This window comes from Nocardiopsis sediminis (assembly GCF_042650565.1).
In the GTDB taxonomy this organism is placed as follows: domain Bacteria; phylum Actinomycetota; class Actinomycetes; order Streptosporangiales; family Streptosporangiaceae; genus Nocardiopsis_B; species Nocardiopsis_B sediminis.
On the sequence record NZ_JBHSBH010000010.1, the window covers coordinates 171,364 to 187,785 of the forward strand.

A 16,422-nucleotide genomic window follows, 5' to 3' on the forward strand; every position below is an offset into this window, starting at 1 on the left:
AGCGGCGGACCGGGTGGCCCCCGGCCTGTCGGCGAATTCCAGGGGCGGGCCGGCGTCATTCCTCCTCGCGGGGCAGGCCCTGTGGGTTGATCTCGGAGGCCTCCACAGCCTCGTTGCCCAGCGCCCACCGGTCCAGGACCTCCTGGTACTCGCCGGTCTCGATCGCGCTGTCGACGGCCGCGCCCAGCGCCTCCACCAGGCCGTTGTCCTTCTTGGTCATCGCGGCGATGTCGGCCCGGATGTCGCCGCCGCCGGAGATGGTGCCGACCGCGGTGGACTCGCCCGCGGTCTCCACGTGGTAGTTGACGCTGGGGGTGGGGCCGAGCCAGGCGTCCAGCCGCCCGGACCGCAGGGCAAGGTAGTAGTCGGCCGCGCTCTCGTAGTAGAGGATGTCGGCGGCCTCCAGCCCGGCGTCCCGGTTCTCCTCGTCCCAGCGGAGCAGGATGTCCTCCTGGTTGGTGCCCGCGTCCACGCCGATGCGTAGCCCGGCGACGTCGGCGGGCTCGCTGATCTCCTCGATCTCGGAGTCCTCGGCGACCTCGAAGGAGACGGTGTCGATCCGGTAGGTCGCGAAGTCGTAGAGGTCCTTGCGCTCCTCGGTCACGGTGACGTTGGAGATCGCGACGTCGGTCTGCCCGCTCTCGACGCCGAGGAAGAGGTTGTCCCACGAGGTGGGGCGCGGGTCCAGCTCCAGGTCGAGCTTGTCGGCGACGATCTGGGCGATGTCGGTCTCGTGCCCGATCAGGGTCTCGTCGTCGTCGGCGTAGAAGTTCAGCGGCGGGGAGCCGTCGGTGGAGAAGCCGACGGTGAGTTCGCCGCTGTCGCGGATCTCCTCGGGCACCAGCTCGGCGATCTCGGGCACCGCCTCGGCGCGGATGCGGTCTTGGTCGGGGGAGGTGTTGAAGGTCGTGCCGGAGTCGGCCTCGGCGTCGTCCCCGGCCTCACCGGGGGAGCCGCAGGCGGTGAGGGTGAGCAGCAGCGCCGTTGCGGTGGCGAGGGGGGCGAGAGCGCCGCGCTGCGCGGTTGTCAGCATGGGGGGCATCGGTGGGTCTCCTTCTCGGGTGGGCGGGGGCGGGCGGGAGATGCGGTGTCACGGGCGGGCCGGGGACTCGGGGGCGTCACAGGACCTTGGCCAGGAAAGCGGCGGTGCGCTCGTGGGAGGGGCTGTCGAGGACCCGGCTCGGCACACCCGACTCGACGATGCGGCCCTCGCTCATGAACACCACCGTGTCGGCGACCTCGCGCGCGAAGGAGATCTCGTGGGTCACGATGATCATCGTGGTGCCGCTGCGCGCGAGGTCGCCGATCACGTCCAGCACCTCGCCCACCAGCTCGGGGTCCAGGGCGCTGGTGGGCTCGTCGAACAGCAGCACCTTGGGGCGCAGCGCGAGCGCGCGGGCGATGGCGACGCGCTGCTGCTGGCCGCCGGACAACCGCCGCGGGTACTCGCCGGCCTTGTCGCTCAGCCCGACCCGCTCCAGCAGCTCCGCCGCGTGGTCGCGCGCCTCGGCCGCCGGGCGCCGCTGGGTGGCGATCGGCGCCTCGGTGATGTTCTCCAGCACGGTGAGGTTGGGGAAGAGGTTGAACGTCTGGAACACGAAGCCGATGGAGCTGCGCTGGCGCAGGATGCGGCGCTCGGTGAGCTCGCGCAGGCCCCGGCGGCCGTGCCGGTAGCCGATCAGCTCGCCGTCGACGCTCACCAGGCCGCGGTCGGCGCGCTCCAGGTGGTTGATGCAGCGCAGCAGGGTGCTCTTGCCCGACCCGGAGGGGCCCAGCACCGCGGTGACCTCGCCTTCATCGACCGTCAGGTCGACGCCGTCGAGGACCTTCAGCGCCCCGTAGGACTTGTGCACGCCGCGCACGCGCACCATCGGCCGGGCGCCGTCGCGGGCGCTCACCGCTCCACCGCCCCGCCGCCGGCGGTGCGGGTTCTGCCGCGTAGCCGAGCACCGGTGTCGGCGGCGGCCGCGCGCAGGCGTTGCAGCGGTGTGGGCGGCAGCGTGCGCAGGGCGCCCTTGGCGTAGTGGCGCTCCACGTAGAACTGGCCGATGGAGAGCACCGTGGTCAGCACGATGTACCAGACGGTGGCGACCATGAGCATCGGGATGACGTCGCCGGTGCGGTTGTAGATGACCTGCACGCGGTAGAACAGCTCGCCCAGGGCCATCACGTAGACCACCGACGTGCCCTTGAAGAGGCCGATGACCTCGTTGCCCGCGGTGGGCATGATGGTGCGCATCGCCTGCGGCAGGATGATCCGGCGCACCTGGCGGCCCCACGGGATGCCCAGGGCGGCGGCGGCCTCGCGCTGGCCCTGGTCCACCGACAGCACCCCGGAGCGCACGATCTCGGCGGAGTAGGCGGCCTGGTGCAGGCCCAGCCCGATCACGGCGGCGGCGAGCGGGCTGATCAGGTCCATGGTGTCCACGGAGACGAACGCGGGCCCGAACGGGATGCCGAAGGAGATCTCGTCGTAGAGGATCGCCAGGTTGTACCAGAACAGCAGCTGGACGATCAGCGGGATGGACCGGAACGCCCAGGTGTAGGTCCAGCTCACCGCGACCAGCAAGGGGCTGGAGGACAGCCGCATCAGCGCCAGCACCACCCCGAGGCCGAAGCCCAGGACGGTGCCGTAGAAGGTCAGCTGGACGGTGAGCCAGAGCGCGTTGAGGATCGATTCGGCGAACAGGTATCCGGCGACCGTCGGCCAGTCCCACGCCGGGTTGAACACGAGCATGTTGGCGAACATCGCGACCAGGACCGCGACGACGGCGCCGGCCGCCCAGCGCCAGGGGTGCAGAGCAGGGCGGATGCGCAGGCGGGTCAGGTCGTCCTCGTCGAGGTGCGTGCCCGCTGGGGATGCGGTGGTCGCGGCGGTCACGGGGCGGCCCCCGGCCGGTGGGCGGGCCGCGATCCCCGGGAGGCTTCCTTGAGGGCCGGGGCGGGCGCCAGCTCCTTGGTGAAGGGCAGCGGCCCGATGGTGAGCGGGTCGGCGTGCACGTCGAACCGGGGGGTGAACCCGGCCGCCAGGTAGAGGGCGCGCGCCTCGGGCTGGCGGGGGCCGGTCGTGAGGTACATGCGCGCGTAGCCCGCCTCGGCCGCGCGGCGCTCCAGTTCGGCGAGGACCCGGCGGCCCAGCCCGCGCCTGCGGTGGGATTCGTGCGTCCACATGCGCTTGACCTCGGCGGTCGCGGCGTCATGGCGCCGGAACGCGCCGCCGGCGATGGGGGAGCCGCCCGAAAGCAGCAGGATCAGGGCGCCGCCGGGCGGGGCGAAGTCGGCGCCCGTGGCACGGGCCATCTCCGCAGAGGCGTCGCCGTAGCGGGCGTCGTACTCGCGTCGAAGGGCGTCCAGCAGGGGCGCGGCGAGGGGGTCCGACAGGGCCACGGCGCGGAACTCGGTGTGCGTGCGCTCGTGGACGGTGTCCGGTGGTGCTGCCAACGGTGACCTCATCACAAGTGGGGGGCGGAGAGGGCGGGCGCACAGAACAATATAGTAAACCTACCTTTTTAGTATAGTTAAGTCGCGCGGTTCACCGGGCGGATCCGCACCGGCCCGGCCCGGCCGAGACCGCCCCCGGCTATCCGCCGCGGCCGGGCCGCACGCTCACGCCGCGGGCGACAAGTGGGCGAGCGCCGCGGTGACCAGGGCCTCCACGCCCGTTGACAGGGTGGGCTCGATGGCCGGGGCGAAATAGGGGGAGTGGTTGCCCGCGGTCGTGCCATCGGGGGCGGTTCCCGCGCCGGGGACGGTCGCGCCGAGGCCCCAGAAGACCGACGGCGCACCGGCCTCGGTGCCGAAGTGGCCCATGTCCTCGCTGCCGATCAGCCGGTCCATGGGACCGACCCGGCCGGCCCCGAACCGCGCGGTGAAGGCGGCCTCCAGCGCGTGCGTGGCGTCCGCGTCGTTGGTGGTGGACGGGAACGCGCTGAGCGTGCGGTACTCCGGCGGGCGCGGCGCCCCCGAGGCGGCGGCCTCGGCGTCGACGATCCGCCGCGCCGCCGCTGCCACCCGGCGCAGCACCGCGTCGTCGAACGCACGCATGTTCAGCGTCAGCGACGCCTCCTCGGGGATGACGTTCTCGGCGAGCCCGGCGCGCAGCCGCGACACCGTGAGCACCGCCTGCTCGTCGGGCGCCAGCTCGCGCGCCACCACCCCCTGGAGGCGCACGACGGCCGAGGCCGCCATCAGCACGGGGTCGACCGAGCGCTCCGGCTGGGAGCCGTGCGCGCCGCGGCCCGACACCGTCACCTCGACCGTCTCCGTGGCGCCCAGGACCAGCCCGGGGCGCAGCACCAGCCGCCCGGCCTCCAGCGGGAAGACGTGCTGGCCCAGCACGATGTCGGGCACCCCGAAGCGGTCGTAGAGGCCGTCGTCGAGCATCGCCCGCGCACCCGCCCCGATCTCCTCCGCCGGCTGGAAGACCGCGAGCACGCTGCCGCGCCAGTGCGCCCGGCCGGCCGCCAGCAGCCCCACCGCCCCCGCCAGGCAGGTGACGTGCATGTCGTGCCCGCAGGCGTGCATGAGCGGTGTGGCGTTCCCATCGGAGTCGGGGGCGGTCGCCTCGCTGGCGTAGGGCAGCCCGGTGCGCTCGCGCAGCCGGAGCGCGTCCATATCGGCGCGCAGCAGCACCATCGGCCCCGTCCCGTTGCGCAGCACCCCGGCCACGCCCGTTCCGCCGATCCCGGTGACCGTCTCGAACCCCGCGGCGCGCAGCAGGCCCGCCGCGATCCCCGCCGTCCGCACCTCGGCGAACGCAGGCTCGGGGTGGGCGTGCAGGTCACGGTAGAGCCGGGCGAGCCCTGCCGGATCGGGCCCGCCCGCGCCGTAGCGCGCCATGACGTCCTCGACCGCGGAGGCCCCCTGCGCCTGCTCGTCCTTCACTACCGTTCCCTTCCGGTGCTCACAGCACCCCCGCGTCCGATCCGGCGCCTCGCCGTCCGGGCGATCCGGTGTCGGCTACGGGTCCGCCGTCGTCCTCGCGCAGGGCCGCCGGGGTGGCGGCCGCTGCCGTCTCTGCCTCCAGGGCCTCGACGGCCTCGATGAGGACGCCGCGGGCCGCCGCGATCTGTGCGGGCGGTGCGGGGGCCGAGGGGAAGCCTTCAGGGAGGTGGGCCAGCGCCTCGGAGAGGATGGCCACCCGGCGGGCGTGGCGGCGCGGGGCGGGCAGGCCGAAGAGCGCCGCGACCAGACGGTCGGCCGTGGCCTCGTCGCACAGTGCGACCCACCTCGCCCGCTCGGGGCCGAAGCCGCCGCCCTCGGGGGCCTCCGGTGCCGGTCCACTGCGCAGGGCGGCCGTCGCCTCGGCGTCGACCACCGCGTGCCGGCCCGCCCCCGTGATCACCACGCCGTAGTCGCGCCGCGCGGCCGCCGCGGAGACGACGCCGCGGTTCACGTCGCGCAGGACCTCCTCCGGCGGGCGCTCGGACGCCGGGCCGTAGCCGCCCGCACCCGAGGTGCGCAGGGTCACCACGTCGCCGCGCTCCAGCGCCAGCACGTCGATCTTGCCGACCCGCGCTTCCCGCGGCGTGCCCTCGTTGACCACCAGCTCCGCCGGCGCCCCCGGACCGCCCCCGGCCACGCCCCAGGGCCGGAACCGCAGCCGCTCCAGCCCGCGGGCCAGCAGCCGGGAGTCCTCGCCGGTCACCTGGAACACCAGCTCCAGGCCGCTGCCGCCGCGCCACCGGCCCGCGCCCCCGGAGTCGGTGCGCAGCCCGTAGCGCAGGATCCGCGCCCCGATCTCGGTCTCGACGGTCTCCACCGGGTTGTTGGACAGGTTGGAGATCCCGCTGTCGCGCCCGTCCACCCCGTCCGCTCCGCGGCGCGCGCCGGTCCCGCCCACCATGGGCTCCAGGACCTGCACGTTCTGCCCGCCGCCGTGCTGCTCGGCGACCACCACGGGCACCACCAGGCCGCTGCTCGCGGCCGGCATGGTCTCCGGGGCGGCCAGCCCCAGCGCCCCGCCCAGCGCGTCGTTGACGCGCGAGGCCGTGGCGTGGCGGATGCCCACCGCCGCCGGGCGCACCGCGTTGACCACCGACCCCTCCGGCGCGGTCACGCTGATGGGCGCGATGATCCCGGCGTTGAGCGGGATCTGCGGGTCCAGGGTGCAGATCAGCGCGAGCACCCGGGTGGTGATCCAGGCGTGGGCGCGGCCGTGGCTGGCGATGTTGAACGCCGCGGCGACCTGCGGGTCGGTCCCGGTGAAGTCCAGGTGCAGCCGGCCCCCGTCGAGGGTGACGGCCACGCTGATGCGCACCGGGACCGGCGAGACCGCGTCGTCGTCGAGGAAGTCGGTGAACCGGTAGGTGCCCTCGCGCAGCCCCGACAGGACGGCGGCCGCCCGGTCGGCGCTGTAGCCCACCAGGTCCGACTGCGCCGCGCGCACGTCGGCCGCGCCGTGGGCGCGGATCACCCCGGCCAGCCGCTCGCGCCCGGTGCGCAGCGCGGCCAGCATCGCCCGCAGGTCGCCCTCGTTGGCATCGGGGGTGCGGCTGTTGGCGGCCAGCAGCGCGGCGACCTCGGGGACGCGCTCGCCCGCCCGCACCAGCCGCACGGGCGGGATCTGCAACCCCTCCTGGTAGATCTCGTCGTTGGTGGGCGACAGGCTGCTGGGCACCCGCCCCCCGATGTCGGAGCAGTGGATGAACGCCCACCCGTAGCCGACGATCTCGCCCTCATGGAAGTAGGGCTCGATGAGCTGGATGTCGGTGAGGTGCGTGGCCAGCCCGCCCGACCGGTAGGGGTCGTTGGTGATCACGACGTCGCCGGGCTCCAGCGGGCCCGCCTGCTCCACCGCCGTCCGGCAGTTCAGGCCGACGAACCCCGACACCCCGATCCCGCGCGGGTAGGCCGAGAACGCCCCGTCCGGGCCGGCCAGGGCGCAGCAGAAGTCCGCCGTCTCCTTCACGTACAGCGAGCGGCTGGTGCGCTGGAGGGTCAGGCACATCTCCTCGGTGAGGGCCGCGAGCTTGTTGCCGATGATCTCCAGGGTGACCGGGGGCAGTTTCATGCGGTGGTCCTCGCGCGCAGTCGCAGGTTCCCGGCCCGGTCGACCGTGGCCGACCAGCCGGGCGGGATGAGTACGGTGGTGTCGTCCTGCTCGACGACGGCCGGGCCGGCCAGCGCCTGCCCCGCGAGCAGCGCCGCACGGTCGTACACCCGCGCCTGCACCCGCTCGCCGCGCACCAGCACCGGGCGCCGGCCGCGCGCGACCGGTTCCCCGGAGCCGTGGGCGACCTCGCCGGCCGCCACCCCGGGCCGCGGGGCGGTGATGGCCAGCCGGACGGTGCCCACCCGCACCGGAGCCCCGGTGTCGCGGAAGCCGTAGAGCCGCTCGTGCTCGGCGTGCAGCGCCTCGGCGAGGGCCGGCGCGTCCAGCAGAGCGGCCGCGTCCTCGCCTGCCCCCAGCGGGACCCGCAGCTCGAACGCCTGGCCGACATAGCTCAGGTCCGCCGACAGGGAGATCACCGGATCCGCGGCGGGCGCGCCGTCCTGCTCGGCCAGCCACGCGCGGGCCTCGGCGGCCAGCCCGGCCAGGACCTCGCGGACGCGGGCCGCGACCGCCTCGTCCAATGGCCGGCGCAGGCTGCGCGCGAAGTCGCGGCGCAGGTCGGCGCCTGCCGCCCCCAGGGCGCACAGCGTCGCCGCCGACGCCGGGACGAGGATGTCGCCGATGCCGACCTCGTCGGCCAGCACCGCGGCGTGAGTGGGCCCGGCGCCGCCGAACGGCACGAGGGTGAAGTCGCCGGGGTCCAGCCCCCGCTGGGCGAGGGTCTTCTGGAGCTCGACCGCCATGCCCGCGGTCGCGATGCGCAGCGCGCCGTCGGCCGCCCGCTCGGCGGCCTCCCGCCCCTGCCCCGCCCCGATCCCGGCGGCGACCGGCTCCAGGGCCTCCAGGGCGGCCGCGGCGTCCAGCCGCATCCGCCCGCCCAGGAACGCCCCGGGGTCGATGACGCCGGTGGCCAGGTAGCAGTCGGTGACCGTCGGGCGCTCGCCCCCGCGGCCGTAGGCCACGGGGCCGGGGTCGGCGCCCGCGCTCTCGGGCCCGACCTTGAGCACCCCGTGGGCGTCGACGCGCACCACCGAGCCGCCGCCCGCCCCGATCGCGCCCACGGCCACGACCGGGAGGATGAGCGGCAGCCCGCCGATCGTCGTGTGGGTGGCGAGCTCCGCCTCCCCGCCCACGGTGACGGCGATGTCGCTGCTGGTGCCGCCCATGTCGAAGGTGACGATGCGGTCCACCCCCGCCGCCGCGCCCAGGCGCGCCGCCGCGGTCACCCCGGCCGCCGGACCCGACAGCACGGTCTCGATCGGGCGCGCCCGCGCCGACGCCAGGCTCAGCGACCCCCCGTTGGAGGCGGTGATGTGCACGGGCGCGCGCACCCCCAGCTCGGCCAGCAGCTCCTCCAGCCGGTCGAAGTACCGGCTCATCAGCGGCTGGATGTAGGCGTTGAGGCAGGCCACCAGGGTGCGTTCGTACTCGCGGACCTCCGGCCACACCGCGGCCGACGATACCACCGGCATCCCGGGCAGCAGCGCCCCCAGCCGCGCGGCGACGTCGGCCTCGAAGGCGGGGTCGGTGTGCCCGTGCAGCACGACCGCCGCAACGGCGTCGGCCCCGGTCGCGGCCAGCTCCTCGGCGGCGCGGGCGAGTTCGGCATCGGAGGGGGAGCGCAGGGCGGCGCCGTCGGGGCCCAGTCGCGCCGGGATCTCCACGATCCGGTCGCGGGGGACGAGCGGCTCCTCCTTGGCGGCGTGCAGGTCGAAGGAGGACGGCATCCGGCTGCGGCCGATCTCCAGGATGTCGCGGTAGCCCTCGGTCACGGCCAGGGCGATGCGCGCCCCGCGCCGCTGGATGATCGCGTTGAGGCCGATGGTGGTGCCGTGGGTGATGCCCGCCAGGTCGCCGGGGCGCAGCCCCGCGGCGGCCACGACCGCGGCCAGCCCGCGGGCCACCGCCAGCGCCGGGTCGGCGGGGGTGCTGGGCTCCTTGTGGTGGGCGGTGCCGCCCCCGGGCAGCGCGAGCACGAAGTCGGTGAATGTCCCGCCGACATCGATGCCCACCCGCGCCCCGCCCGATGCCGGGAGGGGCGCCGGCGCGGCGGGGACGGGGGCCGGTGTGCGGTCGCCGGGGGTCAAAGCGCCTCCGAGAGCTTGGTGAACCGGTCGACCAGGACCATCACGAGCACGCTCGTGAGCATCAGCAGTGTGGAGACCGCGGCGACCGAGGGATCGAGTTCGAACTGCACCGCCGAGAAGATGCGCACCGGCACGGTCACCGTGTTGGCGCCCGACACCAGGACGGACACCGCGACCTCGCCCAGCGACGTGACGGCCGCGAAGACCGCGCCCGCCAGGATCCCCGGCCGCAGCAGCGGCAGCGTCACCGTCCAGAAGACGCGCACGCGCCCCGCCCCCAGCGTGGCCGCCGCCCGCTCCAGGACGGGGTCGAGCTGGCGGGCGCTGACCAGGATGGTGCGCACGGCGAAGGGCAGGGCGACCACCGAGTGCGCCAGCCACAGCCCGGGGATGGTGTTGAGCAGGCCGAGCCCCTGGAAGTAGTAGAGCAGTCCCAGCGCGATGATGATCTCCGGGACCATCAGCGGGGCCAGCGCCAGCCCGGCGATGAGCCCGCGCCCGGGGAAGTTCCCGCGGGCCAGGCCGTAGGCCGCGAGCGTGCCCAGGACCACGGTCGTGGCCACCACCATCGCCACCAGCAGCCCGCTCAGCCGGAACGACACCGCCCAGTCGGGCGAGCCCAGGATCTCGGCGTACCAGCGCAGCGACACCCCCTCGGGCGGGAACGCCAGCGACGCGGCGGGGTTGAGCGAGCTGATGGCCAGGACCACCAGCGGCGCCGCCAGGTAGGCGAACACCAGCACCGCGGGCAGCGCGACCGCGGCCCGGCCCGCCCAGCGTGCCGGCCGTCCCCGGCGGCGGGGCCGCGCAGCGGGGGGCGCGGGCCGCGAAGGGCCGCCACCGGCGGCGCGGGCCCCGGCGATCTCAGCCATGCAGCTTCCTCTCCCAGAACCGGAACCCGGCGCCCATCGCCGCGACGCACACCAGCGTGAGGACGAGCAGCGTGAGGCTCAGCGCCGCCGCCACCGGGTAGTCGTAGACGCTGGTGATCTGGCTGTAGACGCGCAGCCCCGCCAAGGGCTGGTTGGCGCCGCCCACCAGCAACGGCGTGATGTAGATGCCCATCGCCAGCGGGAACACGATCATCGCGGCGGTCGCGATCCCCGGAACGCTCAGCGGCAGGGTGACCCGCCCGAACGTGCGCACGGCGCCCGCGCCCAGGCTGTGCGAGGCGCGCCGCAGGTTGGGGTCGATGCCGCCCAGCGCCGTGGTCAGCGGGATGATCGCGAACGGCAGCAGGACGTGGGTGACCGAGATGGCGACCGCCGCATAGCTGGTCAGCAGCGGCGCCGGCCGCTCCAGCAGCCCCGTCCCGGTCAGGAACCGGTTGACGACGCCGTTGGCCGACAGCAGCACGACCCAGCCGTAGCTGCGCACCACCACGCTGGTGAGCAGGGGCGACAGCACGACCACGAACATCAGCGTGCGCAGCACCCCCGGCCGCGCCTTCGCCAGCGCATAGGCCGCGGGGTAGCCCAGCAGCACGCACAACGCGGTGACCAGCAGGGCGGTGAGCAGGCTGCGCACCAGGGCGTCGGAGAAGAACGCCTCGGTGAACACCCGCTGGTACTGCACGAGGGAGTACTCGGGCAGCGGGTTGCCGTTGGCGTCGACCGGGTGCAGGCTCAGCGAGAGCACCCGGGCCAGCGGCACCACGAAGAACGCCGCCAGGAACGCCACCGCGGGCAGCACGAACCCGGCGCCCCTCCGGGGCGGGCGCCGGGCCGGGGCCGCAGCGGGGGAGGGGGCGTGGCCGGCCGCCATCACCGGGCCCCGTGCCCGGCCGCCCCGGCGCCGGCACCGGCGTCCTCCGGTCCGGCGAAGCGGATCACGTCATCGGGCGACCAGTGGGCGGTCACCTGCGTGCCCGGGAGCGGCGGCTCGGCGGCGGTGCGGGCACCGAGGGACGCGCCCCCGGCCAGCTCGATCTCCGCCTGCCAGCCGTCGCCGAGGAAGGCGCGGTAGACGAGCACGCCGTCGGCGGACCCCCGCCCCTCGGGCACGGCGGTCCCTTGGGCGCCGACCGCGACCTTCTCCGGCCGCAGCGCCACCGCGGCGGGCCGGCCCGGTGCGAGCCCGGCCAGGCCGGTGCGCACCCGCGCGTCGCCGGCCGCCAGCTCGCCGCCGTCTCCGGCGACGCCCTCGAACACGTTGGCGGCGCCCACGAACTCGGCGACGAACCGGCTCACCGGGGCCGCATAGACCTCCTGCGGGGTGCCCAGCTGCTCGACCCGGCCGCCGTTGAGGACGGCGATGCGGTCCGACAGCGACATCGCCTCCTCCTGGTCGTGGGTCACGAACACCATCGTGATCCCCAGGCGCTGCTGGAGCTCGCGCAGCTCGACCCGCATCTCACGGCGCAGCTTGGCGTCGAGGTTGGACAGCGGCTCGTCCAGCAGCAGCACCGCCGGCCGGGTGGCCAGCGCACGCGCCACGGCGACCCGCTGCTGCTGGCCGCCGGAGAGCTGCCGGGGGCGGCGCCGGGCGTAGTCCTCCAGGCCGACCAGGCGCAGCGCCTCGGCCACGCGCTCGATGCGGTCGGCCCGCTCCACCCGGCGCACCCGCAGCCCGTAGGCGACGTTCTCGGCGACCGTCATGTGCGGGAACAGCGCGTAGTTCTGGAAGACCATGCCCAGCCCGCGCCGGTGCGGCGGGACGTCGGTGAGGTCGGCCCCGTCGATGGTGATCCGGCCGCCGGTGGGCAGCACGAACCCGGCGAGGGAGTTGAGCAGGGTCGTCTTGCCGCAGCCGCTGGGGCCCAGGATCGACAGGAACTCACCGCGGCGGATGGCCAGCCGGTCGACGTCGAGGACGCCGGTGCCGTCGTAGCCCGCGGTCAGCCCTTCGACGAGGACGTGCTCGTCGTCGGTCCCGGCCCCTTCGCGGCCGGGGCCGCCTACTGGAAGATCTCGTTCCACCGCTGCTGCCATTCGTTCAGGTTGGGGGTGGCGGCGTCGTAGTCGACCCAGGTGAAGCCCTCGTAGACCTCGGGCCCGTACTCCACCTTGGCGGAGAACTCCGGGTCGTACTCGATGGAGTCGTTGCCCCCGCCGTAGAAGGTGCCCTGGGCGAAGGGCTTCTGGTGCTGGGCGGAGGTGAGGTAGTTGAGGAACTCGTAGGCGGCGTCGGTGTTCTCGGTGCCCGCCGGGATGTAGTAGGAGGTCAGGGCGCCCACAGCACCGGAGGTGGGGTAGCTGAACCCGATCGGCTGCCCCTCGGCCTCCATGGCGAAGGCGCGCCCGTCCCAGAACGGCACGATCCAGGCGTCGCCGTTCTGGATGGTGGTGGAGACGGACCCGGCGTCGGCGGGGAAGGCCGAGACGCAGTCCTTCAGCTTCTCCAGCTGCTCGAAGGCGCGGTCGACGGCTGCGGGCTCGGAGAGGCTGCCGCCGTTCTGGGCGACCAGGGCGGAGAAGAACTGGAGGCCGGCGTTGTAGGTCAGCGGGGGCAGGGCGACGTGGCCGCAGTACTGGTCGTTGAAGATGTCGGTCCAGTCCTGCGGGGCCTCGTCGATCTCGTCCGTGCGGTACAGCAGCCCCAGCGACCCCGTGGTCAGCGGGGCGCCGTAGGCGGACCCCTCCACGGTGGACTGCTCCACCAGGACGGGGTCGAGCTGGGACCAGTGCTCCAGGCGGGTGGTGTCCAGCGGCTGGAGCACGTCGTTGTTGACCGCCTGGTGGAAGGTCTCGGAGGTGAGCGCCACGACGTCGAAGGGCGGGTTCTCCCCGTTGGCGGCGCGCAGCCGGGTGAGCCAGTCGGCGTCGGCGCCGCTGACCACGTTGACCGTGATGCCGGTCTCCTCCTCGAACGGCGCGACGAAGGACTCCGAGAACAGCTCGCCCCACGGGCCGGCGAACGCGGTGACGGTGATCTCCTCGCCGGCACCGCCCCCGCCGCCGGAGGTGTCCACGCCGCCGCAGGCGGCCGTGGCCAGCAGGAGCAGCGCGGACGTCGCCGCGCCGGTGGTCAGTGCGACCCTGCGTCGCGTCGTGGATTGCATCGGGCGTCCCTTCGCCTGGAGTTCGCGGCGACCGGGGCTGCGGCGGCAAGCGCCCTGCGCGAGGGGCCGGGGCCCGCTACCGGGGCTCCGCGCTTGCCGCCGGCGCCTCGGGCGCCGGCCACGGCCGTGTCCTCACCCGGGGCACCCCGCCGCGGAGGAGGGTTGCCGTCCAGCCAGCCGGGGCTTTCCACTGGAACTCGTGACGAAGATCAACATAACAGAGAATCCCGACATTTCCACTCTTGAGTGTCGGATGTGTCATGCCGCACCCCCGCCCCGGATCGGCCGGCCCGCGCCGGCCTCCCCGTCCCCGCAGCCGCGCCGCTCCGGCACCGCGCATAGGGGCCGATCTGCGGGTCCATTCGACCGCAGGGTGTCACAGGGGCGACCCGCGCGCACCGCGGCGCGCCACAACGGCCCCCGGGAGGGGGCGGCCGGGCAGGAGTAGCGGGCGGGGTCGTGGGTAGAGGCCGCGCCAGGTTCGCCCCACCCGCGGGCGAGGGCAGCCGAGGAGCAGAGGCCGTGCACGAACCCGCCAAGGCGCCGGCGCGCGACTACCCCCGCATCTTCGCCGACATGGCGCGCGACCTGCTCTGCGAGGACTCCGTCCAAGACGTCCTGGACGCGATCGTCCGGCTGGCCGTGCACACGCTCCACGGCTGCGAGGAGGCCGGGATCCTCATGGTCGACCGGCCCGGGCGCACCTTCAGCACCGCCGCGGCCACCGGGGAGCTCCCGCGCGCCTCCGACCAGGCCCAGTTCGACTGCGACGAGGGCCCCTGCCTGGACGCCGTGCGCGGCGAGCCGACCTTCCGGATCGACGACATGGCCCGCGAGGACCGGTGGCCCGCCTACCGGCCGCGGGCCGTGGCCATGGGCATCGGCTCCATGATGGGCTTCGAGCTGTTCACCCACGACGGGACGCTGGGGTCGCTCAACATGTACGCCACCCGGACCGGCGCCTTCGACGCCGCCTCACAGGAGACGGGGTGGGTCTTCGCCTCCCACGCCGCCGTGGCCATAGCCTCCACCGAGCGCGAGGCCACCGTCCGCGCGGGCCTTGAGACCCGCCACGACATCGGGGCGGCGGTCGGCATCCTGATGGAACGCCACAGGCTCAGCGACGCACAGGCCCTCGACGTCCTCAAGCAGGCCTCCATGCAGACAAACACCAAGCTCCGCGACGTCGCCCTGCGCGTGACCGGCGCCGCCGCCGTGCCGGACCCGGCGCCGCCGGGCGACGACGCCACCGGGTCCGCGGACACGCCCGCGGGACCGGCCCCGGCGGGCTCCGCGGAACCCGCCTGAGCGGCCCGCACAAGAACGGAGGGGCCCGGCCACTGGCCGGACCCCTCCGCGGCGCCGTCCCCGCCCGCCCCACCGGGGGACGGGGGCGACGCGATGGGCCTACAGGCCCGAGGCGAGCACCACCCCGTAGCCGGTCGGGACGTCGGGGTCGCCCTCGTCGTAGGCCGAGCCGGCCGACACGAGCGCCTCCGTCCCCGGGATCAGGGCGAGGTCGCGCACGTTGAGGTCGTAGTTCTCGATGTCCGGCGTGTCGCGGGTGACCTCACCGGCGGCGTCGTGGTGCACGAACGTCGGGTCCCAGGACTCCTCCTGGATCCACACGCCGCCCGCGCCGTCGTCCTCGACCGCCACCAGCTCGCCGCTGGGCTCCTCATCGACGGTGACATCCCAGCTCTGACCGTCGTAGTGCGCGGTCAGCGGCCAGTAGTCGTTGATGTCGTCATCGTTGAGGTCATGGACGTAGCCCACGGCCCAGATGTCGTCACCGGCGCGCACCAGCACGTCGTTGAACGTTGCGCTGGCGATCTCCGAGGGCAGCTCGACCTCGGGGACCTCCAGGTCGGTCCACTCCGTGCCGTCGTAGAGCGCGGCGGAGGGCTGGGAGGCGTCGTTCCTCCCCACCGCCACCACGGTCTCGCCGTCGATGCCGTCGATCGCCTGGCTGGTCCCGGCCGGCGGCGAGGTCCAGTCGCGCCAGATCTCGCCGTCGAAGCGGACCGCCCGGGTTTCGCCGGCGGCGTCCTCGGCCAGCAGCCATGCCTCGTCCTCGGCGATGACGTCGAGGTCGTTGGGGGTCAGCCCGGCGTCCATCTCGTGGGACGTCCAGTCCGTTCCGTCGTAGCGGATCGCGCCGACGCCGTCGGCCGTGGGGCCCACCACCCAGACGTTGTCCGGGCCGGAGGCGCCCGCGACCTCGGGCTCCAGCGTCCAGTCGGCCGGGACCTCTTCCTGGGTCCATTCCGCGCCGTCATAGCGCTGGACGAAGGTGCGCGGCGTGTCGCTGTCGTCGGGGTACTGCGAGCCCAGGGCCCACACGTTCTCCGCGTCGGCGGCGGCGAGGGACGTGTACATGACGTCCATGCCCTTCGCGGCGAACGCCTCGCGCCACTCGCCGGCGGCCGCGGCCTCCCCGGTGGACGACTCGTCTCCCGCGGCGAAGACGTCCTGCAATTCCTCGGCGGCCGACGTCGGGATGGTGGCGGCCAGTCCCAGAACGGCGACCGACGCCACCGCACCGACGCCGGCCCGCTTCGCGAGCCGCCTGGCGTTTGCCATCTACCCACCTGCTCTCTTTCGGTGAACATCACATGACCTATGTGTGACGCCTGAGGTGGTGGAGAAGTTCAGGATGGATCGCCCGAAATTTCGCGGATATCCCTGCGCCTACGAGGTTTTCGGCGGCCGTCCGCTGCGGGGCGAACGTCACCGCAGCTCAACGGGGGCCTCTTCCGCGCAGGCGTGCGGGCGGTCGCGACGGGATCCCCGCTCGTCGCCGCGGCGCGCGGGATCTCCGGCGCGGGGGAGTGGACGGCGGTCAGCCCGCCGGCGGCGCGGGCTCCTCGCACGCGGGGTAGGCGAACAGGAGCGCGTCCGGGGTGCCGATGACCGCCTGGGAGCCCATGCTGATCTGGCTCGGCGGCATGACGTCGGGGTCGATGCAGCCGGAGCGGGGGGCCGGCTGCGGCGCCGGAGCGCCGTGGCCGGCCGCGAACGCCGGGGATCCGCCGGCGCACATCCCGGCGGCGGCGATGGCGGCAAGGGCGGTGGTGACGGGCCGCATGGCGGTCCTCCCATCCCGCGCAGGCGCTGGACCTGCGCACATGTCGATCAGTGAACGATCCACATCATAGGGTGATCGCCGTTCCAGGGTGGGGCGCATCCGAAAGGTGTCCGCGCCTCCCAGCCGGGCGCGGGCCGCGGCGGTGACGCCGTCGTCGCCGGCGCCCTCGGCCACCGCCAGGGCGAGGTCCTTC

General features: G+C 74.4%; 14 protein-coding genes and 1 riboswitch. Of the genes, 1 reads left to right on the forward strand and 13 read right to left on the reverse strand.

Translation table 11 applies throughout. The features are described from left to right. Positions 1–55: 55 nt before the first annotated feature. The 11 genes from ACFOVU_RS15770 to ACFOVU_RS15820 all read right to left on the reverse strand — a co-directional run bounded on the left by ACFOVU_RS15770 (position 56) and on the right by ACFOVU_RS15820 (position 13,141). On the reverse strand, positions 56–1,042 hold the full coding sequence (locus ACFOVU_RS15770) for a transporter substrate-binding domain-containing protein (protein ID WP_378534318.1): 987 nt from the start codon (positions 1,040–1,042) through the stop codon (positions 56–58). Between the two features lie 76 nt (positions 1,043–1,118). Continuing rightward, entirely contained in the window at positions 1,119–1,871 is a 753-nt protein-coding gene (locus ACFOVU_RS15775) for an amino acid ABC transporter ATP-binding protein (protein WP_378534893.1), read from the reverse strand. A gap of 23 nt (positions 1,872–1,894) precedes the next feature. Next, on the reverse strand, positions 1,895–2,881 hold the full coding sequence (locus ACFOVU_RS15780) for an amino acid ABC transporter permease (protein WP_378534320.1): 987 nt from the start codon (positions 2,879–2,881) through the stop codon (positions 1,895–1,897). Next, a complete protein-coding gene (locus ACFOVU_RS15785) occupies positions 2,878–3,441 on the reverse strand; it encodes a GNAT family N-acetyltransferase (RefSeq protein ID WP_378534322.1) in 564 nt (187 codons plus the stop codon). Before ACFOVU_RS15785 ends, ACFOVU_RS15780 begins: the two co-directional genes overlap by 4 nt. A 165-nt stretch (positions 3,442–3,606) precedes the next feature. After that, positions 3,607–4,884, reverse strand: coding sequence for an amidohydrolase (locus ACFOVU_RS15790; RefSeq protein ID WP_378534324.1), 1,278 nt, complete (start codon positions 4,882–4,884; stop codon positions 3,607–3,609). A 19-nt stretch (positions 4,885–4,903) separates the two neighbouring features. Beyond that, positions 4,904–7,012 (reverse strand): hydantoinase B/oxoprolinase family protein, encoded by a 2,109-nt coding sequence (locus ACFOVU_RS15795; protein ID WP_378534326.1) that lies wholly within the window; start codon positions 7,010–7,012, stop codon positions 4,904–4,906. After that, positions 7,009–9,141 (reverse strand): hydantoinase/oxoprolinase family protein, encoded by a 2,133-nt coding sequence (locus ACFOVU_RS15800; protein WP_378534328.1) that lies wholly within the window; start codon positions 9,139–9,141, stop codon positions 7,009–7,011. The genes ACFOVU_RS15795 and ACFOVU_RS15800 overlap by 4 nt, the downstream gene beginning before the upstream one ends. After that, complete coding sequence (locus ACFOVU_RS15805) at positions 9,138–10,013, reverse strand: ABC transporter permease (RefSeq protein WP_378534330.1); 876 nt, start codon at positions 10,011–10,013, stop codon at positions 9,138–9,140. Before ACFOVU_RS15805 ends, ACFOVU_RS15800 begins: the two co-directional genes overlap by 4 nt. Then, positions 10,006–10,905 carry an ABC transporter permease gene (locus ACFOVU_RS15810; protein ID WP_378534332.1) on the reverse strand — a complete coding sequence of 300 codons (900 nt, stop codon included), beginning with the start codon at positions 10,903–10,905 and terminating at the stop codon, positions 10,006–10,008. Before ACFOVU_RS15810 ends, ACFOVU_RS15805 begins: the two co-directional genes overlap by 8 nt. Beyond that, complete coding sequence (locus tag ACFOVU_RS15815; protein ID WP_378534333.1) at positions 10,905–12,071, reverse strand: ABC transporter ATP-binding protein; 1,167 nt, start codon at positions 12,069–12,071, stop codon at positions 10,905–10,907. Before ACFOVU_RS15815 ends, ACFOVU_RS15810 begins: the two co-directional genes overlap by 1 nt. Further along, positions 12,038–13,141: an ABC transporter substrate-binding protein gene (locus ACFOVU_RS15820; protein WP_378534335.1), complete on the reverse strand. Its 1,104-nt coding sequence runs from the start codon at positions 13,139–13,141 to the stop codon at positions 12,038–12,040. The genes ACFOVU_RS15815 and ACFOVU_RS15820 overlap by 34 nt, the downstream gene beginning before the upstream one ends. Positions 13,142–13,225: 84 nt before the next feature. Continuing rightward, a riboswitch (SAM riboswitch) is annotated at positions 13,226–13,346 on the reverse strand. A gap of 317 nt (positions 13,347–13,663) precedes the next feature. On the opposite strand from ACFOVU_RS15820, the gene ACFOVU_RS15825 reads away from it, so the two are divergent. After that, positions 13,664–14,449, forward strand: a complete 786-nt coding sequence (locus ACFOVU_RS15825) for a GAF and ANTAR domain-containing protein (RefSeq protein ID WP_378534337.1) — start codon at positions 13,664–13,666, stop codon at positions 14,447–14,449. Positions 14,450–14,548: 99 nt separating this feature from the next. On the opposite strand, the gene ACFOVU_RS15830 is transcribed toward ACFOVU_RS15825, so the two are convergent. Together ACFOVU_RS15830 and ACFOVU_RS15835 are read right to left on the reverse strand one after the other, a co-directional pair. After that, entirely contained in the window at positions 14,549–15,724 is a 1,176-nt protein-coding gene (locus ACFOVU_RS15830) for a hypothetical protein (RefSeq protein ID WP_378534339.1), read from the reverse strand. Between the two features lie 259 nt (positions 15,725–15,983). After that, positions 15,984–16,422, reverse strand: a 439-nt coding sequence (locus ACFOVU_RS15835; protein ID WP_378534341.1) for a hypothetical protein, incomplete at its 5' end; no start/stop codon positions are given.